This is a genomic window from Pseudomonas sp. GW821-FHT01E10, assembly GCF_059422365.1.
In genome coordinates, this window is sequence record NZ_JBWKWT010000004.1 from 159,391 (window position 1) to 181,128 (window position 21,738).

General features: G+C 62.0%; 12 protein-coding genes. 8 read left to right on the forward strand and 4 right to left on the reverse strand.

The genetic code is table 11. The features are described 5' to 3' along the window. Positions 1–371: 371 nt before the first annotated feature. Positions 372–1,709, reverse strand: coding sequence for a lysine N(6)-hydroxylase/L-ornithine N(5)-oxygenase family protein (locus AC07V0_RS09925; protein WP_086945098.1), 1,338 nt, complete (start codon positions 1,707–1,709; stop codon positions 372–374). A gap of 131 nt (positions 1,710–1,840) precedes the next feature. Beyond that, complete coding sequence (locus AC07V0_RS09930) at positions 1,841–2,323, reverse strand: sigma-70 family RNA polymerase sigma factor (RefSeq protein ID WP_018925353.1); 483 nt, start codon at positions 2,321–2,323, stop codon at positions 1,841–1,843. Between the two features lie 333 nt (positions 2,324–2,656). Between AC07V0_RS09930 and AC07V0_RS09935 the strand changes: the two genes are divergently transcribed. Genes AC07V0_RS09935 through AC07V0_RS09945 form a run of 3 tightly spaced genes read left to right on the forward strand, consistent with a single transcriptional unit; the run spans position 2,657 to position 7,205 of the window. Continuing rightward, a complete protein-coding gene (locus tag AC07V0_RS09935; RefSeq protein ID WP_086945099.1) occupies positions 2,657–3,829 on the forward strand; it encodes an efflux RND transporter periplasmic adaptor subunit in 1,173 nt (390 codons plus the stop codon). Beyond that, positions 3,830–5,803 carry a MacB family efflux pump subunit gene (locus AC07V0_RS09940; RefSeq protein ID WP_086945100.1) on the forward strand — a complete coding sequence of 658 codons (1,974 nt, stop codon included), beginning with the start codon at positions 3,830–3,832 and terminating at the stop codon, positions 5,801–5,803. A gap of 7 nt (positions 5,804–5,810) precedes the next feature. Then, entirely contained in the window at positions 5,811–7,205 is a 1,395-nt protein-coding gene (locus AC07V0_RS09945) for an efflux transporter outer membrane subunit (protein ID WP_064619037.1), read from the forward strand. A 66-nt stretch (positions 7,206–7,271) separates the two neighbouring features. Here AC07V0_RS09945 and pvdP read toward each other — a convergent pair whose 3' ends face one another. Further along, positions 7,272–8,900, reverse strand: a complete 1,629-nt coding sequence (gene pvdP, locus AC07V0_RS09950) for a pyoverdine maturation tyrosinase PvdP (protein WP_086945102.1) — start codon at positions 8,898–8,900, stop codon at positions 7,272–7,274. Positions 8,901–9,226: 326 nt separating this feature from the next. Between pvdP and pvdM the strand changes: the two genes are divergently transcribed. From pvdM to AC07V0_RS09975, 5 genes are all read left to right on the forward strand, one after another. After that, positions 9,227–10,597, forward strand: coding sequence for a pyoverdine-tailoring dipeptidase-like protein PvdM (gene pvdM / locus AC07V0_RS09955; RefSeq protein ID WP_064619043.1), 1,371 nt, complete (start codon positions 9,227–9,229; stop codon positions 10,595–10,597). After that, positions 10,594–11,874: a pyoverdine-tailoring periplasmic protein PvdN gene (pvdN, locus tag AC07V0_RS09960; RefSeq protein ID WP_064619045.1), complete on the forward strand. Its 1,281-nt coding sequence runs from the start codon at positions 10,594–10,596 to the stop codon at positions 11,872–11,874. Before pvdM ends, pvdN begins: the two co-directional genes overlap by 4 nt. Positions 11,875–12,104: 230 nt before the next feature. Next, complete coding sequence (pvdO, locus tag AC07V0_RS09965; RefSeq protein WP_086945103.1) at positions 12,105–12,992, forward strand: dihydropyoverdine dehydrogenase; 888 nt, start codon at positions 12,105–12,107, stop codon at positions 12,990–12,992. Positions 12,993–13,123: 131 nt separating this feature from the next. Next, positions 13,124–14,782, forward strand: coding sequence for a cyclic peptide export ABC transporter (locus tag AC07V0_RS09970; RefSeq protein ID WP_086945104.1), 1,659 nt, complete (start codon positions 13,124–13,126; stop codon positions 14,780–14,782). 29 nt (positions 14,783–14,811) lie between these two features. Then, complete coding sequence (locus AC07V0_RS09975) at positions 14,812–18,987, forward strand: non-ribosomal peptide synthetase (protein WP_086945105.1); 4,176 nt, start codon at positions 14,812–14,814, stop codon at positions 18,985–18,987. A 268-nt stretch (positions 18,988–19,255) separates the two neighbouring features. On the opposite strand, the gene AC07V0_RS09980 is transcribed toward AC07V0_RS09975, so the two are convergent. Next, the gene (locus tag AC07V0_RS09980) at positions 19,256–21,736 is read right to left on the reverse strand and encodes a TonB-dependent siderophore receptor (protein ID WP_086945106.1); all 2,481 of its coding nucleotides are present in this window, start codon (positions 21,734–21,736) and stop codon (positions 19,256–19,258) included. Positions 21,737–21,738: the final 2 nt, after the last annotated feature.

The window sequence follows — 21,738 nt, forward strand, 5'->3', positions numbered from 1 at the left end:
GACGACACGGGGTCGAACATCACACGCTGTTCAGCGTCGATGAGAGGACGTCGGGAGTCGGGCCAAAACCGGCCACGATCGGGATGCCGCTGCTCGCTTTACGGCGAGACAACGGCAGAAAAAGGCTGCGCGTTATCTTGCCGGGAAAATGCCGGTTACCGAGACCGGCCGACAACTGTCACTCGAACAAGTACCCACTGTGGGTCTCCGCTAATTGATGAAAACGCGTGAAGCTTACGCCGCGATATCTAGAGAGTAAACGCTGCGCAGGGGTGTTGCAGGGGGAATCTCGGGGTTCTTCAGGAAGGGTTCAGGTTGATCGCAAACCTGTGGCGAGGGGGCGTTCCGACAAGCCCCCTCGCCACAAAATCTTAGCTGGCAGTAGCCAACAACAAGTCCCTGACCGACCGGCCATGCCCGCGGGATTTGCCATGGTCATACAACGAGCCGGCAATTTCATCGGCGCGGATCGGCAGGATCGACAGCAAGGTGTCGCTCAAGCCGTGGCTGGCCTGGCAGAAACCCTGCATGTAGATGCCGGCCTTGCAACGCTCGTCGGTGATCAGCCTGTAATTGCGATCGACTTCGAAATCGCCCAGGTATTGTTCCAGCGGCGCCAACAGTTTGCGGTGCATCTGCCGCTCGTAACCGGTGGCCAGCACCACGGCGTCGTAGCGGTGAACCGTGACTTCGCCGGTGGCGTTGTTGCGCATCGCCAGCTCGATACCGCGCTCGGTCGCGGTGGCTTTTTCGACGGTAGTCAGGGTGCGGAACGCATGGCGCGCAACGCCCGAGACTTTCTGCCGGTAGAAGATCCCGTAGATGCGTTCGATCAGGTCGATGTCCACCACCGAATAGTTGGTGTTGTGGTACTCGTTGACCAGACGCTCGCGTTCACTGCTGGCCTGCTGGAACACCAGGTCGGTGAACTCCGGCGAGAACACTTCGTTGACGAAGGGGCTGTCATCGGCCGGTTTCAAGGCCGAGCCGCGCAGGATCATGTCCACCTGCACCGACGGGAAGCTGTCGTTGAGGTCGATGAAGGCCTCCGCCGCGCTCTGCCCGCCGCCGATGATCGCGATGTTCATCGGTTGGTTGTTCACGCACGGTTGCCTGGCCATGCGCTCCAGATACTGGGAATGGTGGAACACCCGACCGTCATCCTTCAGTGCCTTGAACGCTTCGGGAATCCGCGGTGTACCGCCGGCGCTGACCACCACCGAACGGGTGGTACGCACATGCTGCAAACCCTGGGTATCACGCGAGATCACTCGCAACGCCTCGACCTGCTGGTTATGCAGCACCGGCTCGATGGTCAGCACTTCCTCGCCGTAGCGACTCTGCCCGGTGAATTGCCCAGCGACCCAGCGCAGGTAGTCGTTGTACTCCATGCGGCACGGATAGAAGGTGCCGAGGTTGATGAAGTCCACCAGACGACCATGGTGCTTGAGGTAGTTGACGAAGGAATACGGGCTGGTCGGGTTGCGCAGCGTCACCAGGTCCTTGAGAAAAGAAATCTGCAGTTCGCTCTGGGTGACCAGGGTGTTGCCGTGCCAGCGGTAGTCCGCCTGCTTGTCGAGAAACAGCACATCCAGCTCGCCCTGGCTCGGCCCGCGCTCTTGCAGGGCGATGGCCAGGGCCAGGTTCGAAGGGCCGAAACCAACGCCGATCAGGTCGTGAACGATGGGCGATGCAATTGCCTGTGTCATTTCCAGTGTCCTCTGGATAAACCCCGCAGCTGCGGGGATAAAGCCTGGGTGACCTGACCGGCCTTTGGCGGCAGCAGATCGTCTGTTGAATAGGAACGAGGACCATGAAAAAAAATTTAACAAGGACTGATTTAAGCGACGTCCCACTGGCGCATGCGCACCCGGCAATGCTTCATGGCATTGACGATGTGTTTTTCCACCAGCGCCTTGGAAATCCCCAGGTGCTCGGCGATTTGCGGGTGTGACAGGCCTTCGATCTTGCGCAGCAGAAAGCTCTCGCGACACAGCCGTGGCAATTCCGCCAGCGCGCGCTGGAGCATGTCCAGGCGCTGACCGTGATCGAGGCTGTTGTGGGGCGAAGGGATGAAGTAGCGTTCTTCGCTGTCGAGCACATCCAGAGACTCGACCTGACGCAAGGCATTGCGTCGATGGTCATCGATCACCAGGTTGAGCGCGGTGCGATAAAGGAACGCCCGGGGTTGCTCGATCGGCGTGTCGCTGGAACGCTCCAGTACCCGCAGATACGCGTCATGCACCACATCTTCGGCCACCTGGCGGTTGCCTAGCCTGGCGTTCAGGAAACACACCAGCTCGCGATAGTAGTTTTCCAACATGACTCCCGGCCGCACGGGGTGCGGTTTCTATCCTTGAACCAGATCTGCCACCGCCCAAGTAGGCAATGGCACGATGATGGCGATTTCGAGTGTGTAATTTATAGTAATTCTCATATAGATTTAAAGCGCTGTTTCTATTTGCCTGCTAAATAGTGCTGTCCTATACCTTTGACTTTGTCTGTCACTCAAAGCCTCAACGCTTAAATTCCCCGCCCCTTCCCTCGTTTACAGGACAGCTCCCCGTGTCTGTCGGCCCACCGACAGCGTTCAGCTGTCGCCAGGTTTTGCGCGCAAGTTGAATGACGGGCCGAATCCTTTTGGCCGGAACCCTGCATGAAACGTCCCCGTCACACCCGACGCGCCCTGCTTGTTGCCCTTTGTCTGATCCCCGTTATCGCCATCGCGGCCTGGCAGGTTTTGCCTGCGGGTCGTGACCGGTTCGCCACGGTCCAGGTCGCGCGCGGCGACATTGAAAGCAGCGTCACGGCATTGGGAACCCTGCAACCGAGGCGGTATGTCGATGTCGGCGCCCAGGCCTCCGGGCAGATCCACAAGATCCATGTGGAGGTCGGTGACGTGGTCAAGGAAGGCCAGTTGCTGGTGGAAATCGATCCCTCCACCCAACAGGCCAAACTCGACGCCGGGCGTTTTTCCATCGACAACCTCAAGGCGCAGCTGCAGGAGCAGCGGGCACAGCACGACCTGGCCCGGCAGAAATATCAGCGTCAACAGCACCTCGCCGCCGGCGGCGCGACACGGGACGAAGACGTGCAAACGGCCCAGGCCGAACTGCGCACCACTCAGGCGCGCATCGACATGTTCGAGGCGCAGATCCGCCAGGCCCAGGCCAACCTGCGCAGCGATCAGGCCGAACTCGGCTATACGCGCATTTACGCACCGATGAGCGGAACGGTCGTGGCCCTCGATGCCCGCGAAGGCCAGACCCTCAACGCCCAGCAACAAACGCCGCTGATCCTGCGCATCGCCAAACTGTCGCCGATGACGGTCTGGGCCGAGGTCTCGGAGGCTGACATCGGTCACGTCAGACCCGGCATGAGCGCCTGGTTCACCACGCTCAGCGGCGGTAACCGGCGTTGGAGCAGCACGGTGCGGCAGATTTTGCCGATACCGCCCAAACCGCTGGATCAGACCAGCCAGGGCGGCGGCAATCCGGCCAGTTCCAGTAAAAGCGGGACGGCTCGCGTGGTGCTGTACACGGTGCTGCTGGACGTCGACAACGCCGACAACGCGCTGATGGCGGAAATGACCGCCCAAGTGTTCTTCGTTTCCAACCAGGCAAAAAACGTCCTTACCGCGCCGGTCGCCGCCTTGCAGGGCGGCCCGCAGGCCGACAGTCAAACGGCTCGGGTGGTCGCCCAGAACGGCAGCATCGAGCAACGGACTGTGCGCACCGGCATCAGCGACCGCCTGAAGGTGCAGATCCTCGACGGACTGGCCGAAGGCGATCACCTGTTGATCGGCCCTGCCGACGGCAGTGGAGGTTGAATGCAAACGCCTCTGATCGACCTGCAGGACATTCGTAAATCCTACGGTGGCGGCGACGCGCCTGAAGTTCATGTGTTGCGCGGCATCGACCTGTCGATCCACGCCGGGGAGTTCGTGGCGATCGTCGGTGCTTCCGGCTCCGGCAAATCGACGCTGATGAACATCCTCGGCTGCCTCGACCGGCCAACGTCCGGCGAGTATCGGTTCGCCGGCGAAAATGTCGCGGCACTCGACAGCGATGAGCTGGCCTGGCTGCGCCGCGAGGCATTCGGTTTCGTGTTTCAGGGGTATCACCTGATTCCGTCCGGTTCGGCCCAGGAAAACGTCGAGATGCCGGCGATCTACGCCGGCACCCCAGCGGCCGAACGCCACGCCCGCGCCGCCGCCCTGCTCGACCGTCTCGGCCTGGCAGCACGCACCGGCAACCGTCCGCACCAGCTCTCCGGCGGCCAGCAGCAACGGGTGTCCATCGCTCGCGCATTAATGAATGGCGGCCACATCATCCTCGCCGACGAACCCACCGGCGCCCTCGACAGCCACAGCGGCGCCGAGGTCATGGCGCTGCTCGACGAACTGGCAAGCCAGGGCCATGTGGTGATCCTCATCACCCACGACCGCGACGTGGCGGCCCGGGCCAAACGCGTGATCGAGATCCGCGACGGCCTGATCATCAGCGACAGCGCCCGCGACAACCCCGCCGTGCAGGCCTCGGCCAATCCCGGTGCGCTGCAAGCGGTGGATTTGCGCAAGCGGCTGAGCGAAGGCAGCGAGGCCACCTGTGCCTGGAAAGGCGAATTGGTGGATGCGATACACGCGGCCTGGCGGGTGATGTGGATCAACCGCTTCCGCACCGCCCTGACGCTGCTGGGGATCATCATCGGCGTCGCCTCGGTGGTGGTGATGCTGGCGGTCGGCGAAGGCAGCAAGCGTCAGGTCATGGCGCAGATGGGCGCGTTCGGCTCGAACATCATTTACCTCAGCGGCTCCGCTCCCAATCCACGCACGCCGCCCGGCATCGTGACCCTGGATGACGTCGCCGCGCTGGCCAGCCTGCCGCAAGTCATGCGAATCATGCCGGTCAACGGCGCCGAAGCCGGGGTGCGCTTCGGCAACCTCGACCACCTGAGCTACGTCGGCGGCAACGACACCAACTTTCCGGCGATCTTCAACTGGCCGGTGGTCGAGGGCAGTTACTTCACCGAGGCCGATGAGCGCAACGCCGCGGCGGTCGCGGTGATCGGCCACAAGGTGCGCAGCAAACTGCTCAAGGACGTCGCCAACCCCATCGGCCAATACATCCTGATTGAAAACGTGCCCTTTCAGGTCGTCGGCGTGCTCGCGGAAAAAGGCGCCAGTTCCGGCGATTCCGACAGCGACAACCGGATTGCCGTGCCCTACTCGGCCGCCAGTGTCCGGCTGTTCGGCACCCACAACCCCGAATACGTGGCCATTGCCGCGGCCGACGCGCGCAAGGTCAAAGAGACCGAAAAGGCCATCGAGCAGTTGATGCTGCGCCTGCACGACGGCAAACACGATTTCGAACTGACCAACAACGCCGCGATGATTCAGGCCGAGGCGCGCACGCAAAATACGCTGTCGCTGATGCTCGGTTCGATTGCGGCGATCTCGCTGCTGGTGGGCGGCATCGGCGTGATGAACATCATGCTCATGACCGTGCGCGAACGGACCCGGGAGATCGGTATCCGCATGGCCACCGGCGCTCGTCAGCGCGACATATTGCGCCAGTTCCTCACTGAAGCCGTGATGCTCTCGGTGGTCGGCGGGATCGCCGGCATCGCCCTGGCGCTGATCGTCGGCGGCGTATTGGTGCTCAGCAAAGTCGCGGTGGCCTTTTCCCTGGCGGCCGTCATCGGCGCCTTCGCCTGCGCACTGATCACCGGCGTTGTCTTCGGCTTCATGCCGGCCCGCAAAGCTGCCCGACTCGACCCGGTCACGGCCCTTACCAGTGAATGATCGATCTATGAAACCGCAACTGAGCCTGTTGACCCTTTGCCTGTTACTCGGCGCCTGCAGCCACCCGGCTGCGCGCCCGGACAGCGGCATTCAACCACCGCCGGCCTGGCAATCACCACACGATGAAAGTGCCTCCCGGACGAGTCGACAATGGTGGACGCAGTTCGGCAGCCCGCAGCTTGATCGCCTGATCGAACAGGCCCGCGTCGGCAGTTATGACCTCGCCGCCGCCATCGCTCGGGTGCATCAGGCCCGGGCCGACACAGTGATTGCCGGCGGCTCGCAGCTGCCGGAGATCAAGGCCGGCATGAACGCCAACCGCCAAAAACTGTTGCGCGGCAACGGCTACAGCCAACTTGATGCCGACAGCAGCAATAAGGCCGTGGACTACTTTGACGCCAACCTCAGCGCCAGTTACGAAATCGACTTCTGGGGCGGCAAACGTGCGTCCCGGGACAGTGCGCAATTCGGGCTGCGCGCCAGCGAGTTCGATCAGGCCACGGTTGAATTGACCTTGCTCAGCGGCGTGGCCAGCAGCTACGCGCAAGCCTTGTCGCTGGATGAACAAAGTCGCATTGCCGAGCTGAACCTGGCCAATGCACAGAACGTTTTGAAACTGGTGCAGACCCGTTTCGACTCAGGCTCGGCCACCGCGCTGGAACTGGCCCAACAAAAAAGCCTGGTGGCGGCGCAACAACGGCAACTGCCGCTGATTCGCCAGCAAGCCGAGGACGCCCGGATCAACCTCGCCGCCCTGCTGGGCCGACCGGTTCAGCAACTTCCGCCCAGCCACGAATCCTTCGATCAACTGCAATGGCCTGCCATCGATGCCGGATTGCCCAGCGAACTGCTCAGCCGCCGCCCGGACATCGCCCGCGCCGAAGCGCAACTGGCCGCCGCCCAGGCCAACGTCACGGTCGCACGCGCAGCCATGTTGCCCGCCGTGACCCTCAGCGCCGACATCGGCTCGGGCGCCAACACGGCCAGCGACATTCTGCGCAGCCCGTTCTACAACCTCACCGCCGGGCTGGTCGCACCGATCTTCAACAACGGCCGCCTCGGTGCCGAGCGCGACAAGGCCACGGCCCGCCAACAAGAACTGCTGGAAGCCTACCGAGGCGCGATCATCAATGCGTTTGCCGACGTCGAAAAAGCCCTCAACAGCATTCGCGGCCTGGATGAACAGCGGCAGTGGCAACGCGAAGAACTGAACCAGGCCCAGGCCGCGTTCAACATTGCGCAAAGCCGCTATCAGGCTGGCGCCGAGGATTGGCTGACGGTGCTGGAAACGCAGCGCACGCTGTATGCGGCGCAGGACTCGAATGTGCAACTGCGGTTGTCGCGGTTGCAGGCGAGCATTGCGTTGTACAAGGCGTTGGGTGGGGGGTGGCAGGTGCTTTGATCGAGGTTATCCGTCACCAAAAACTGTGTGGCGAGGGAGCTTGCTCCCTTGCCACAAGTGCCTGGCTTACGAACTCAGCGGCTTGACCTTCAGATTCCGCGCATACCACGGCCGCTGCGGCACCCGCCGGAACAGCCCCGCGAGTTTCTTTTCATCCGTACCGAAGGTAATGCGCAGCGCCAGCTTCATGGTTTCCGGGTCCATTTCCACCGACTTGCCGACCTGCAATCCCGGCGTAGTGCTGCAACCGTGGGTGCTCGGGCCGAGCCACGGATCATCGACTTCAACCCAGCGCCCCGGGGCGAACCAAGGCACGCCATTGACCTCAAGCCGACTGAGCTCCCCCGGATGGAAACGCTCGTGGGCGCGGAACCAGTCTTCCAGGCGATCGTCGATCCAGCCATGGAAGTGCCAGAACACCGGGTTCACGTGGGATGAAAACGGGTCACCGAGGAAGTCGTTTTCCGGCGCATACCAGCGCGCGGCAAAGTCCGCCGGATCCCGGGCAAAAGGCACCGGCTGACCGTTGGAGGGATCCCGTGGCACCGAGGCCCAGCGCATGTGCAGCCAGTCGTGCAGCCCCAGTTCCACCTCCGAACCGAACTGCCCCAGGGTCAGCTTCGACAGGTAACGCGGGTCGCGGTAACGGGACTCCCATACCTGAAAATTGCTGTGGTAGGTCTCGGCAGTCTTGATGTCGCTGACCCACTGGGTGTACTCGGTGTCTTCGGCGGCCAGCCAGGTGGGCGGCAGCGCCGTGCCATCGTGATTGTCGAAATAGCGGGCGAAGCCCCGACGGTCGCGTTCAAGCTCCGGCTGCGGCATCGGGAAGCTCGACCAGGACGGCAGGTCCTGCATCGAACGCGCCGTGCCGAGCATGTGCCGGTGCATGAAGAAAAAGTCGACCCCCGAGCCATTACGGTCTTTGCGCGGCCCCCGGGCATCGCGCTCATTGCCTCGCGGGCCCGGCTGCCAGCCGATGCCGCGCAAGGCGTCCTGTTGGTCCTTGGAGAGTTTGTGCCATTTGTCCCGCGAGGCGTGCCAGAGCTGGTGGAACAAACGGTGCTCGGGGGAAATCAGCCACGCCAGCAACGGCGGATTCAACCCCACACGCTCACGGGCTTCGGGAAACAGCCGTTTGCGCGCGACAAAGCGATTGTCCAGTTCCAGCAAACCGAGCGGGCGATCCAGGCGCAGGATCCGCCCGCTGAGGGTGCCACTGCCGGCATTGCCGAAATCGGCCCAGACCTCATCGAACGTGACCGCCAGCTCATAAGCCGGCGCGCCGTTGGCCGATTGCCGATCGATCAGGCGCCAGTACAGCTGGCTGGCGTCAGGCGACACCAGGTCGCCGATCACCCGATAACGCGGCTCGGCTTCACCGCGTAACTGCTGCGCGGTATCGAGGCAGCCACGCAGGCCACGGCCGCGCTGAGCGATGTCGAGAAACAGCTCCAGCCCGTGCTGCGGTAAACCGTCGAGGCCCGCTTGCGAACCTTCGAAGCGGATATCCCAGATGCCTCGCAGCGAGTTGGCCAACTGCTGACCCGCGGTGTCCGCGAGGTCGACCGTCGCCTCGCCGGGGGTAATCGTCGGGTCCGGCTTCGTCCATTCGCGATGCCCATAATAAGCCGCAGGCACGGCAGCGCCAGTCAGCGCCAGGCCTGCCATGAACCATCGTCGAGAAATCGTCATTGCCCTACCTGTGTCAGCCATGAAGCAGGCTTTATCCAAGCTAGAACGTTTGTTGTGCGGGGAAATTTAAGCGTGCCAAACACATTCCCCTGTGGCGAGGGAGCTTGCTCCCGCTCGGCTGCAAAGCAGTCGTAAATCCGGCGCATGCGGTGTGCCTGGCAGAACGAGGTTGCAGGTTTCAGGACTGCTTCGCAGTCCAACGGGAGCAAGCTCCCTCGCCACAGGTATCTCGCTATCTCCTAATTTTTTCTGCCAGCCACTCGTTCCTCCCAGATAGCAAAGGCCCCTGCGCCTGCACCGGGGCGGCGAACCTGACAGAGATGGCAATGACAAAACCACGTTCGAAAAAGGCTCTTTACATCGGCCTGCCGCTGGCCCTGGCGATCAGCGCCGGCGCGGGCTTCGCAGTCTGGTATTACGGATTCACGGACACCCCCGGTTACCCGATCAAGGTCATGCAACAGGCCGACGAGTTGCACGAGCGCATGCTCTCCTTCGACAGCCACATCAGCCTGATGCAGAACTTCGGCACCCAGGGCAACGAAGCCGATAAGGACGGAACGGGGCAGTTCGACCTGGTCAAGGCCAACCGCGGACGCCTGTCCGGTGCGGCCCTGACGATTTTCGGCTGGCCGGAACTGTGGAATGGCGCCAACGCGCCGCACAAGCCCACCGCCGGTTTTGTCGAAGAGGCACGCAACCAGCAGGAGATCCGCTACAAGATTATTTCCGGGATGGTCCGTGATTTTCCCAATCAGGTCGCCATTGCCTACACCCCCGACGATTTCCGTCGCTTGCACGGCGAAGGCAAGTTCGCGATTTTCATCAGCATGCTCAATGCCTACCCGCTGGGCCACGACCTGAACCTGCTGGACCTGTGGACGGCACGCGGCATGCGCATGTTCGGCTTCAGCTACATCGGCAATAACGACTGGGCCGACTCTTCGCGTCCCTTGCCGTTTTTCAACGATTCGCCGGATGCCCTCGACGGCCTCTCGGACCTGGGCAAGCAAGCGGTGCATCGTTTGAATGATCTGGGCGTGATCATCGACGTATCGCAAATGTCGACCAAGGCCCTGGAGCAAGTCGCGCAATTGAGCCGCACACCGATGGTCGCTTCGCACTCGGCGCCACGGGCGATGGTCGATATCCCGCGCAATCTCAGCGACAAGGAAATGCAGCTGATCAAGAACAGCGGCGGCGTGGTGCAGGTGGTCGGTTTCTCCCAATACCTGCGCCCGCTGACCCAGACCACCCAGGACAAACTCAACGAACTGCGCAAAGCGTTCGACCTGCCGCCCCTGCCGAACCTCGCCATGGCATTGATGCCGGGCGATCCGGTCATCGCTGCCTGGCCCGAGAAAAAATTCGGCCAGTACGCCAGCCGTCTCTACGCGATTCTCGAAGAAGAACCCAAAGCCAGCCTCAAGGACCTCGGGGACGCCATCGATTACACGGTGCGCAAAATCGGCATTGACCATGTCGGCATCAGCTCCGACTTCAACGAAGGGGGCGGCGTCAAAGGCTGGGAAAACGTCGGTGACATTCGCAATGTCACGGCAGAACTGATCTCGCGCGGCTACTCCGAAGCAGACATCGCCAAGCTCTGGGGCGGCAACTTCCTGCGGGTCTGGGATCAGGTGCAGAAAGCCGCCAAGCCGGCGCTGATTTCACAACAAGGCACGAGCACACCATGAGCGATCGTCGCACTTTTCTGAAACAGGCCGGAATCCTCGCCGCCGGCCTGCCGTTGACTGCCGGCCTGGACAACGTCGCCAACGCCACGCCAGTGCTCTCGCCGCCCGGGGACAAATGGGCGCAACTGCGGCAGCTGTTCGACCAGGATCCGGACTACCTGCATTTCTCCAATTTCCTGATCACCTCGCACCCAAAGCCTGTGCGTGAAGCGATCGAGATGCACCGTGCCGCCCTCGATAAAAACCCCGGGTTGGCGATGGACTGGGACCTCGGCGTTATCGAGCAGCGTGAAGAAGAGGTACGTGTCTGGGCCGGTCGCTACCTGCAAGCCAATGCCAGACAGATCGCCTTGACCGGCAGCACCACCGAAGGCCTGGCGATGATTTACGGCGGCGTTCATGTACGCCCGGACCAGGAAATCCTCACCACCGCCCACGAGCATTACGCGACCCACACCATTCTCGATCTGCGCACCCAACGGGACGGTACTCGGGTGCGCAAGATCAGGTTGTTCAAGGATCCGCAGACGGTGTCCAAAGCGGAGATCCTGGCCTCGATCGAGCAGAACATCAAACCCGAAACCCGTGTACTCGGCATGACCTGGGTGCATTCCGGCAGTGGCGTGAAACTGCCGATCGCCGACATCGGCGCGCTGGTGGACAAGCACAACCGCAATCGCGCCGATCAGGACCGCATTATTTACCTGGTCGACGGCGTGCACGGCTTTGGTGTCGAGGACTTGAGTTTTCCCGCCATGAACTGCGACTTCTTCATCGCCGGCACCCATAAATGGATGTTCGGTCCCCGTGGCACCGGCATCGTTTGCAGCCGCAGTGAAGAGGTCAAATACGTCACGCCGATCATCCCGACCTTCTCCGAAGCCACGGCGTTCTCCACCACCATGACACCGGGCGGCTACCACTCGTTCGAGCACCGCTGGGCGCTGAACGAAGCCTTCAAGCTGCATTTGCAATGGGGCAAGGCCGATGTTCAGGCGCGTATCCATGCCCTGAACAGCCATATGAAAAAACGCCTGCAAGCGCACCCGCAGATCGAACTGGTCACGCCCGTGAGTCCCGAGCTGTCATCCGGTTTCAGCTTCTTTCGGGTCAAGGGCAAAAGCAGCGACAAGATCGCCGCCTGGCTGATGCAAAACCGCGTGATCGCCGATGCCGTGGAGCGCGACGTGGGCCCGGTGATCCGCACGGCGCCGGGGCTGCTCAACACCGAAGCTGAAGTCGACCGCTTCATCGCGTTGCTCGGCAAACAGCTCTGATCGCCAGCCCCATGGTTAATGTCGTAATGCGATCTGTAGCAGCTGGCGAAGCCTGCGTTCGGCTGCGAAGCAGTCGTAAAACCAGAGATTGCGGTGTGTCTGGCAGACCGCGTCAGTCGGATTCACGACTGCTTCGCAGCCGAACGCAGGCTTCGCCAGCTGCTACGGAGATTTGCGTCGCGGCGGAAGTTGCCTCCCAGATTCCCTTTAACTTTTTATCGAGAGCAATGATGAACAGTGAGCTGCGTAGCTTTCCCCTGATGACGCTCCCCGCACTGGCCTTCGCCGCCGTGGTTGCAGGCCTGCTGCCGGGTGCCGCTCAGGCCGCCGCCCCCGCCCCGCCCGGCAAAGTGTTCAAGGACTGCAAGCACTGCCCGGAGATGGTCGTGCTGCCTACCGGGACCTTCACCATGGGCACTCCGGACAATGAGGTGGGCCGCGAGCCCGATGAAGGTCCGTTGCACCCGGTGACCTTCGCCAAACCGCTGGCCATCAGCCGCTTTCAGGTGCTGGCCGGCGAGTGGGACGCGTACCTGCGCGACAGCGGTTACCTCATGCCCGACGGCGACACCCGGCCGGGCCGCGAGTGCAAGGCTGGCGTGCCGCGCTATGAACGCACGGCCAGGCATCCGGCGGTGTGCATGAACTTCCCCGAGGTCAATGCCTATGTGGCCTGGCTCTCGAAGAAGACCGGCAAGCACTATCGACTGGTCAGCGAATCGCTGCGTGAGTATGCCGCTCGCGCGGGCAGCAGCGGCCCGTTCCCCTTCCCGTTCGATGAAGGCAAGGAATACAGCATCGCCAAACACGCCAACACCTACGGCGCCGCCGATGGCTACAACTTCACCTCACCGGCGGGCAGTTTCCCGGCCAACGCCTTCGGCGTGTACGACATGCACGGCAACGTCTATGAGTGGACCGCCGATTGCTACAACGACAACTACGTCGGCGCACCGAGCGATGGCAGCGCCTGGTTGACCGGCGAATGCACCGCCCGGCGCATTCGCGGCAATGACTGGGGTGAAGCACCGGTGTTCTCGCGTTCGGGCAACCGTAATGCCACCTACCCCGACACCCGTGGCGACTGGCTCGGTTTTCGCGTCGCGCGGGATCTTTGAGGCTCCCACCTCCTGTCGCATGACCTGCAACAAACCCGTGCGCGGCTAAATCGCCGCCCACGGGTTTCGTCTTTTAAGCAGCCAAACTCTTGAACCTTTGCCCTTTAGCGGCACTTGAAGCGGAAACTTCCATGACCTCAAAATCCCGCGGAGCCTTCAGTGAAGTCCTCGGCCTGCTCAGGCCTTTCCGGGTCATCGTTGTGGTGTCGATCATGCTCGGCATGCTCGGTGGCCTCAGCATCACCGCGTTACTGGCGACCATCAATGACGCGCTGAACGCCGCCGACACCCCGTCGACCCGGGTGTTGGCAACGTTTATCGGCCTGTGCGCGGTGGCGTTGCTGACGTCGATCCTGTCGGACATCGGCACCAACCATGTCGGGCAACACATCATTGCCGGGCTGCGTAAATCCCTGGGGGAAAAAGTCCTGTTGGCACCGATCGAACAGATCGAGCGCTTCCGCAGTTATCGACTGATTCCGGTGCTGACCCATGACGTCGACACCGTCAGTGATTTCGCCTTTTCCTTCGCGCCGCTGGCCATTGCGTTCACCGTCACCCTCGGCTGCCTGAGCTACCTGGCCTACCTGTCGTTGCCGATGTTTGCCTTGCTGCTGGTGGCCCTGGTGATCGGCACCGCGCTGCAATACGTGGCCCGGACCAAGGGCATCAAGGGTTTCCAGGCGGCTCGCGAAGCCGAGGACGAACTGCAAAAGCACTACAGCGCGATTGCCGCCGGCGCCAAGGAACTGCGCATCCATCGTCCGCGCCGCCAACGCATGTTCAGCCAGCGCATCGAAGGCACCGCTGACTTCATCTGCAACACGCACATCCGCGCGGTCAACACCTTCGTGGTGGCCAAGACCCTTGGCTCGATGCTGTTTTTCGTGGTGATCGGCCTGGCGCTGGCCCTGCAATCGCTGTGGCTGGGCACCGATAAAGCGGTGCTCAGCGGGTTCGTGCTGGTGCTGTTGTACATGAAAGGCCCGATGGAATACCTGGTCACCACCCTGCCGGTGGTCAGCCGCGCCAACATTGCGTTCAAGCGCATTGCCGACCTGGCGGAGCAGTTTTCCTCGCCGGAACCGCACCTGCTGCTCAGTGACAAAGACGCGCCGAAACCGGTGGTCGAACACCTTGAAATGCGCGACGTGCATTTCGCCTTCCCGGCGGTGGACGGCAGCAAGCCCTTCGCCCTCGGGCCGGTCAACCTGTCCATCGCCCAGGGCGAGATCGTGTTTATCGTCGGCGAGAATGGCGGCGGCAAGACCACGCTGATCAAGTTGCTGCTGGGGCTGTATGCGCCCCAGGGCGGGGAAATCATCCTTAACGGTAAGCCGGTGCTGGCGCATAACCGCGACGACTATCGCCAGTTGTTCACCACGATTTTCGCCGACTACTACCTGTTCGACGAATTGGTACAAGGCGAGCAGAACGTTCCCGAAGACGCCAACCGTTACCTGGAACGCCTGGAAATCTCGCACAAGGTCTGCATCCGCGATGGCGCCTTCAACACCACCGACCTGTCCACCGGCCAGCGCAAACGCCTGGCCCTGTTGAACGCCTGGCTGGAAGAACGCCCGGTGCTGGTGTTCGACGAGTGGGCGGCCGACCAGGACCCGGCCTTCCGGCGCATCTTCTACACCGAGCTGTTGCCGGAACTCAAATACCTGGGCAAGACCATCATCGTCATTTCCCACGACGACCGTTACTTCGATGTCGCCGACCAATTGGTGCGAATGGAAGGCGGCAAGCTCGTCGCACAAAAGAAACCGTTGGCGACCGCCTGAACGATCCACCGCCGACTACGAGAGCCCCGATGAACGATTTGATCGATGATGATGTACTGGCGCTGTTGCTGGCCGATGCCGGTGATCAACCCCAAGGGATAACCGCCCGCGTCAACCAGCGCCCGGCGCCGCTGTCTTTCGCCCAGCAGCGGCTGTGGGTTCTCCAACAACTGTCACCGGACAACGCCGCCTACAACCTGCCCCGTGTCATGCGCATCACCGGCCCCCTGGCGCCCCGGAGGCTGGAAACAGCCCTGAACAAGGTGCTTGAGCGTCACGATATTTTGCGCAGTGCCTTCGTCGAAATCGATGGTTGCGCCATGCAGGTGGTCGATGCGCAGGCAACACTGGTGCTCGGCCATGAAGACCTGTCGGGCCTGTCGGACGAAGCCCGCGCCAACCGGATCGCGCTACGTATCGAGGCCCAGGCCGGCACGCCGTTCGATCTGCGCCAGGCGCCGCTGATGCGGGCGACACTGCTGCAGATTTCGGTCGACGAGCATCTGTTGCTGATGAACATGCACCACATCGTTTCCGATGCCTGGTCCAATGCCATTCTGATGCAAGACCTGACACGGGCCTTTGCCCAGGCCGGCAGCAGCGATACATCACCCTTGCCACGCCCGGCCATCCAGTACGCCGACTACGCCGCCTGGCAGCGCGGCGAATACCTGCACAGTGCAATCTGCGCCAGCAGCGCCGAATACTGGCAAGAGTATCTGGGGCAAACATTGCCGGCCCTCGATCTGCCGGTGGACTTCCCACGAAATGCCCGGCACAGCCACCCCGCCGGGCAGTATGACTTCAGTGTGCCCGCCCCCCTCGCGCAAGCCCTGAACCGCTTCTGCCAGCAGCAAAAACTGACGCCTTTCGTCGTGGCCCTCGGGGCCTGGCAATTGTTATTGAGCCGCTACAGTGGCCAATACGACTTTACCGTCGGCGTACCCAACGCCACCCGCAATCGCAGCGAAACCCAGAACCTGGTCGGCTTTTTCGTCAGCGCCCAGGTGTACCGGGCGCGCATTGATCCGCTGCTGTCCTGCGCAGACTTTCTCCAGCGGCTGCGGCGCGAATCGCTGGCGGCGCTGGACCATGGCGATTACCCGTTGGAATTGAGTTTCGACGCATTGCAATTGCACGCCAGCGAACACGCCAATCCGCTGTTCCAGGTGCTGTTCAACTGGCGCACCGAAGCCGGGCAACCGGACCGGATCGACCTGGACGGGCTGGCGCTGGAGTTCCTCGGCGCGGGTCCCGGCCAGGCCAAATTCGATCTGTCCCTGGACGTCGGCTATTCGCTCGAGGGCATCCACGCGAGTCTCGAATACAGCCAGGACCTCTACGCCCCTGCCACCCTCGAACGCCTGGCCCGGCACTGGCTGAACCTGCTCCATGCACTCACGGAAGATCCGCTGCGTGCGCTCGGCGAATTGCCGTTGCTGGCAAGCGACGAACGCCAGGTTCAGTTGCAGCAGTGGAATCCGCCCGCGTCGGCGATGCCTGAGGACGGCGTGCATCAATTGTTCGAACGCCAGGCGCTGGCAACCCCCGACTCGGTGGCCCTGATCTTCAACGACCTTGAGCTCAGTTATGCGCAGCTCAACCATGCGGCCAACGGCCTGGCCCACACCCTGATTGAATGCGGGGTCGGCCCCGAGGTGCTGGTGGGCATTGCCGTGGAGCGTTCGGCGCAGATGATTGTCAGCCTGCTGGCGGTGCTCAAGGCCGGCGGCGCCTATGTCCCGCTGGACCCCGATTATCCGCAGGAACGCCTGGCCTGGATGATCGAAGACAGTGGCCTGAGCGTGTTGCTGAGCCAGCGTTCGCTGCTTGATCGGCTGCCATCGATGCCCGGCGTCCAGCGACGCTGCGTCGACGACATCGATGTCCGGGGGACGCTGCCCGCACTTGACCCGCCCTGCCGCACCACCGGCCAAAACCTCGCCTATGTGATGTTCACGTCCGGCTCTACCGGTCGCCCCAAAGGGGTCGGCATCACCCAGGCGGCGTTGACCCGTCACGCCCAGGTGGCGCTGGAGTTTCTCGGCCTGAGCGCACAGGACCGGTCCCTGCAGTTCGCCACGTTCAACTTCGATGCCTTTGTCGAGCAGCTTTACCCGGCGTTGATCTGCGGCGCCTCGGTGGTGCTGCGCGGGCCGGATATCTGGGACAGTGAAACCTGGTACCGCGAACTGCTCGACAAACAGTTCAGCGTCAGCGACCTGACCACCACCTACTGGAACATGCTGGCCAAGGACTTCGCCGCTGCCGGTCAGCGCGACTACGGTGCACTGCGGCAAGTGATCGTCGGTGGCGAAGCGATGCCACCGGAGGGCGTTGCGGCCTGGGGCAAGGCCGGGCTCGGGCACGTGAAGCTGCTGAACACCTACGGGCCGACGGAAACGACAGTCAGCGCCACGGTGCTTGATTGCAGCGACTACGTGACAGGGCATATCGCCCTGCCCAAAAGCATGCCGATCGGCCAGCCTCTGGCCGGACGGGCGATTTACCTGCTCGATGCCGGCGGCCAGCCAGTGCCAGTAGGTGTCGTCGGTGAACTGATGATTGCCGGCGACCTGCTCGCACGCGGCTACTTCAAGCGACCTGAGCTCACGGCCGAGCGCTTCATCCCCGACCCGTTCGATGTTCAGGGCGGCGGTCGTCTCTACCGCACCGGCGATCTGGCGCGCTATCGCGCCGACGGTGTGATCGAGTATGCAGGCCGGCTGGATCACCAGGTGAAGATTCGCGGCTTCCGCATCGAACTCGGGGAAATCGAGTCATGCCTGCTGCGATCGCCGCAGGTCCGCGAGGCGTTGGTGGTTGCCCGGGAAGGCGCGGTGGGTTTGCAACTGGTCGGCTATGTCGTGGCCCAAAGCGACTCGCTGAGCGAACAGCAACAACTCGACCTGCGCGAAACCCTCAAGGCTGAGCTCAAGGCCAATCTGCCGGACTACATGGTGCCCAGCCATCTGCTGGTACTGGCCGCCATGCCGTTGAGCCCCAACGGCAAGCTCGACCGCAAGGCCCTGCCGCAGCCCGACCTCAGCCAGACGCAGCGCCACTTCATTGCTCCCGAAACGCCCCTGGAAAAGGCGCTCGCCGAACTCTGGCAAGAAGCATTGCAGGTCGAGCGTGTCAGCCTGGACGACAACTTTTTCGAACTCGGTGGCCACTCGATTCTGGCCATTCAATTCATCTCGACCCTAAACGCGCGCCTGGGCATCAAACTGGCGCTGCAACACATGCTGGCTCACCCCAATGTCCAGGCACTGGCCAGATTCATCGCCCTGGAGCATCAGCAGCATGTGCAATGCGTGGTCGAACTCAACGCCTCGACAGCGTCGGCGCCGCCGCTGTTCTGCCTGCACCCCAGCGGCGGTATCGTGTTCTGTTATCAGCCGCTGGCGAAAAAACTCAGTGCCCATGCCCGGACCTTCGGCGTGATGCACAAGGGCTTTGCCGACAAAGACTCGAACGCTCAGACATGGGCCGAGATGATTGCCGACTACAGCGCACAGATCGTCGAGAAGCAGCCACACGGCCCTTACCGATTGATGGGCTGGTCATTGGGGGGCGCGATTGCCATGGACGTCGCCGCCCACCTGGAGCGCCAGGGCAAGGAAGTGACCTTCCTCGGCCTCGTCGACAGCACATTGCCCGAACATGCCTTGCCCGCCGACCTGCCGCGCAAGCCTCTGGAAGAAGACAACCCGAACCACCTCAGCGCGGAAAACGAACTGCTGGCAGCACTCGAAGTCTTCAACCTGATGTTCGCGCATCTGGAACCGGCGGCGGCGAGCTTCATCGCCCGGAACCCGACGGCCGACCTCAAGACCTTCTATCGCTGGGCCAGCGAACAGACGGCCACCGGCGAGCAAGAGATGATCGCGACCCTGGAAGGCATCAAGCAGGAAGTCATGAACGCCCAGGCCTATGCGATTCACGATCGCCTGGTGGACGCGTTCAATGCCTTCTCGCTGCCGCTGCTCAAGGTCAAGGCCAGTTGCTGGTGGTCGCTGTCGCATAAAACCCTGGAGCAAGTGCTGTATTCGGAACAACTGCTCAGGGCCCACAACGTGACAGGCCAATTGCACACCTCGATCCACTCACCACTGCCGCACCGCAGCATGATCTACACCGAGTCGCTACTGGAGTCGTTTACCGAAGTGTTCCTCGGCAGCGCGGGCGAGTCATGTAGCTGACCGAGCGACGGCAAAAAAAACGCAGAAGCCATGGCTTCTGCGTTTTTGTTTGTACTTCCGGCAATACCGTAGCAGCTGCCGAGCAGCGCGAGGCTGCGAAGCAGTCGTAAAATCAGGCACTGCAGTCTGTCAGATACACCGTGCATTTAGGGTCTACGACTGCTGCGCAGCCGAACGCAGCCTCGCGCTGCTCGGCAGCTGCTACAAGATTAGCCCGCGCCCCTGGTAAAAGGGCGCGGGCCGGGACATTGACGCTAGTGCAAAGGACTCAGAACTGCGGTGTGTATTTCACGCTGAACATCACGTTGCGTGGATCACCGTAGTTGTTGTTGCCGTTGATCTGGTTGTAGGCCGCTGCGAAGTAGGTCTTGTCAAACAGGTTGTTGGCATTCATCGCCAGCTCGATTTCCGGGGTGAGCTGGTAACCGACGCGGGCATTCCACACGGTGTAACCCGGAACGTTGACGGAGTGGTCGAAACCTATCGTGTGGGTTTGTGCGGTAAAGCCCAGGCCTGTACTCACACGGCTCCAGTCGCCGCTCAACTGATAATTGCCCCACACACGCAGCATGTGTTTAGGCGTCCACCAGCTGAAGATTTTGCCTTCGTTGTCAGGGTCGTCGAGGTATTTGGTGGTGTTGTAGGTGTAGCCGGCAAACAGTTGCAGATTGTCGATCACTTCGCCGCTGATTTCGGCGTCCAGACCCTGGCTGCGCACTTTGCCCGATGCCGTCGAGCAGAACCAACCGTCGCAGGTTTGCGCACCCTGCGTATCGAGAACGGCACGGTTTTCCTGGTCGTAACGGAACAGGGCCACGGAGGTATTGATCCGGCCATCCATCAACTCGCCCTTGAGACCAATCTCGTAGTTACTGCCGATAATCGGTTTGAGTACCGCGCCGGCGGTATCGCGTTCGGTCTGCGGTGTATATACGTCGGTGTAACTGGCGTAGACCGCCCATTCGCGGCTCAGGTCATAGACGATACCGGCATAGGGCGTGACTTCTCCGGTTTCAGTGGCGGTGCTTTTTGGATCTTCTGTAATGCCGCTCGCGGTCTGGGTCGAAGACTTGTAATTGTAGTCGTACCAACTGACCCGCGAGCCGAGCACCAGGGTCAGGTCTTCAACAGGCTTGACCCTCCAGCTGCCGTACAGGCCTTTCTGCCGGATGTCGTATTGGCTGGGAGTCCCACGGCCACCGGGGCTATTGATCAAGCCTTCGTAGCTGATCTCCGGACGGTTGTGATCAATGTCGAAGATGTTGTCGGAGCTGTCATTGAAGGTTCGGGCGTATTTGTCGTCCGAGGTGTATTTGGAATAGTTGCCGCCCACCATGATTTCCTGCGGCATGGACAAGGCTTCGAACTTGCCGGTGAGGTTCATGTCCAGCGCGACTTTGGTGGAGTCCATGTCCGTCACGAAGTCAGCGTATTGCACGCCACTGCCATCGGGATTGATGCCATCGCCGGTGGATTGCACCCGCTGGTTCTTCGCCTTGTTGGTTTCCGTCATGCGCACGGCGCCGATCTTGAAGGCCCAGTCGTCGTTGAAACGATGTTCCAGATCGGTGTAGAGCGTGGTGACGTCGATATCCGAATGGTTCCACTTCGCCCCGGTGTACGTGCTGCGCGGCAGGTCGATGGGTTTACTGTCGGAGTAACGCGGGAAGCCGCGGACATTCGCGCGCGATTCGCCGTCGGACTGGCTGACCGCCACGCCCACGGTGGTGGCTTCGCTCAGATCGAAGTCCAGCGCGCCGTACAGCGAGGTGGTCTTGTACCATTCGGAATCAACGAATGTGTGGGTGTCGTCCTGGTCGGCCACGAAACGTCCACGAATGGTGCCGTTCTGGTTCAACGGCCCGCCCGCGTCCAGTTGCAGACCGTAGTGATCCCAGGAGCCAGCCTTGCCGGTCAGGGTCACGGTCGGTGTGGCCTGACCGCGCTTGCGCACCAGGTTGACCGCGCCACCCGGGCTGCCGGTGCCTTGCAGCAAGCCCGACGCACCACGCAGCACTTCCATGCGGTCGAAGAAAATCAAGTCCTGCGTGGCCCAGTTGCCCAGCGCGTAAGTGTTGCGCGGGATCGGCACACCGTCGTACTGCCAGTCATCGATCTGGAAACCGCGCGAAGAGAGGATCAAACCTCTGCCGACGCCTTGGGCACCGACCAGTCCGGTGGTCTTGTTGGCGGCGTCCTTGAGATCGACGATATCCTGATCATCCATTTGCTTGCGGGTCATCACCGTGACCGACTGCGGGATTTCCTTGAGGGTGTGGGTGCCCTTGCCGATGGTCACGGCATTCGAGGTGTAGGAATTCGAACCTTCGGTGGTCGCGCCCACCTGGTGCGCGTTGATGGTGGTGGCGCCCAGTTCCAGACCCTCGGTCGAACTGCCGCGTACCAGCATCAGCGTGTTGCCTTCAAAGCTGTAGTGCACGCCCGTGCCCTTGAGCAATTGGGCAATCGCCGCTTCGCTGCTCAACTTGCCGCTGACGCGTGTGCTGCGCAGGCCGGTCATATCATCGGCGCTGTAGATCACCTGCTGATTGGTCTGCGTGCCAAACGCCTGCAACGCCTGGGGCAAAGGCTGGGCAGGAATGTCGAGGGTGAAGTCTTCCGCGTGGACCTGCGCGCTGAGCGGCAGCAGGCAAGCCATGCCCAGGCCGGCCAACGAGCGACGCGAGCGCAGGGTTCGGGCAATGACCAAAGCCTTGAACAGAGGTTTCAACTCATGAATTGCTGACATCG

Bases quoted from the DNA above. Each gene is read 5' to 3' on its own strand.
- AC07V0_RS09925 (WP_086945098.1), bottom strand. From the start codon at position 1,709: ATGACACAGGCAATTGCATCGCCCATCGTTCACGACCTGATCGGCGTT.
- AC07V0_RS09930 (WP_018925353.1), bottom strand. From the start codon at position 2,323: ATGTTGGAAAACTACTATCGCGAGCTGGTGTGTTTCCTGAACGCCAGG.
- AC07V0_RS09935 (WP_086945099.1), top strand. From the start codon at position 2,657: ATGAAACGTCCCCGTCACACCCGACGCGCCCTGCTTGTTGCCCTTTGT.
- AC07V0_RS09940 (WP_086945100.1), top strand. From the start codon at position 3,830: ATGCAAACGCCTCTGATCGACCTGCAGGACATTCGTAAATCCTACGGT.
- AC07V0_RS09945 (WP_064619037.1), top strand. From the start codon at position 5,811: ATGAAACCGCAACTGAGCCTGTTGACCCTTTGCCTGTTACTCGGCGCC.
- pvdP (WP_086945102.1), bottom strand. From the start codon at position 8,900: ATGACGATTTCTCGACGATGGTTCATGGCAGGCCTGGCGCTGACTGGC.
- pvdM (WP_064619043.1), top strand. From the start codon at position 9,227: ATGACAAAACCACGTTCGAAAAAGGCTCTTTACATCGGCCTGCCGCTG.
- pvdN (WP_064619045.1), top strand. From the start codon at position 10,594: ATGAGCGATCGTCGCACTTTTCTGAAACAGGCCGGAATCCTCGCCGCC.
- pvdO (WP_086945103.1), top strand. From the start codon at position 12,105: ATGAACAGTGAGCTGCGTAGCTTTCCCCTGATGACGCTCCCCGCACTG.
- AC07V0_RS09970 (WP_086945104.1), top strand. From the start codon at position 13,124: ATGACCTCAAAATCCCGCGGAGCCTTCAGTGAAGTCCTCGGCCTGCTC.
- AC07V0_RS09975 (WP_086945105.1), top strand. From the start codon at position 14,812: ATGAACGATTTGATCGATGATGATGTACTGGCGCTGTTGCTGGCCGAT.
- AC07V0_RS09980 (WP_086945106.1), bottom strand. From the start codon at position 21,736: ATGTCAGCAATTCATGAGTTGAAACCTCTGTTCAAGGCTTTGGTCATT.